Origin of the sequence: Salinicoccus jeotgali (genome assembly GCF_039538805.1) — a bacterium.
GTDB lineage: Bacteria > Bacillota > Bacilli > Staphylococcales > Salinicoccaceae > Salinicoccus > Salinicoccus jeotgali.
The window spans coordinates 1-779 of sequence record NZ_BAABCK010000030.1 but is presented as its reverse complement, the minus strand read 5'-3'; the positions used below and the strand labels follow the sequence as shown (position 1 = coordinate 779).

Below are 779 nucleotides of genomic sequence, written 5' to 3'. Positions count from 1 at the left end.
TGATTTGACCCCCTCCAGGTTTACAGATGAAATAAAACATCTGTAAACCTGGAGGGGGTTCTTTTATGACTGACAAATATTATTCATTTGAAGAAAAGCTGAAAATGATTCAGGAATTGAGGGTAGGCATCAGTCCAAGCCATATATCCACAAAGCATCAGGTGTCTGTTGAGACACTTAGAAAGTGGCGGATAAAGTATGAGAAGCATGGTGCTGAGGGATTAAAGAAACGGGACAGGCATAGAACATATACCCGCGGCTTTAAAAAAATGGTCGCAAAAGAATATATGAATGGAATGATCTCCACTCACGAACTCGCACACAAATATGACATACCGTCGAAAACAACTGTTCGGAATTGGATTATACGTTACAATAATGGTGAAGAAATAAGAACGACGCGGGAGGGAGCTTCACCATTGACCAAGGGACGGAAAACAACGTACGCAGAACGGGTTGAGATTGCGCAGTATCATGCACAGGGGGATATCAGTTATCGTGAACTTGCCGAAAGATTTGAGGTGAGTTACCAGCAGGCCCGGAATATCATTGTGAAATACAAGGAATATGGTGAAATCGGCCTTGAGGACAGACGCGGAAAAGGAAAATCAGAAGACCAGCTCACTGAGACGGACCGCTTGAACAGAGAAATTTCCATGCTCAAAGCAGATAAACGAAAGCTTGAGGTGGAGAACGCCCTGCTAAAAAAGTTGGAGGAACTCGAGAGGGATTAAAATACAGCCGGGTTCCCAGTCACACGCTCCACACTGCCATCACTA

1 protein-coding gene is annotated in these 779 nt (G+C 44.2%); it reads left to right on the top strand.

All coding sequences use genetic code 11. The features are described 5' to 3' along the window. Nucleotides 1–65 precede the first annotated feature (65 nt). On the top strand, nt 66–734 hold the full coding sequence (locus tag ABD734_RS07715) for a helix-turn-helix domain-containing protein (RefSeq protein WP_344703107.1): 669 nt from the start codon (nt 66–68) through the stop codon (nt 732–734). Nucleotides 735–779 lie beyond the last annotated feature (45 nt).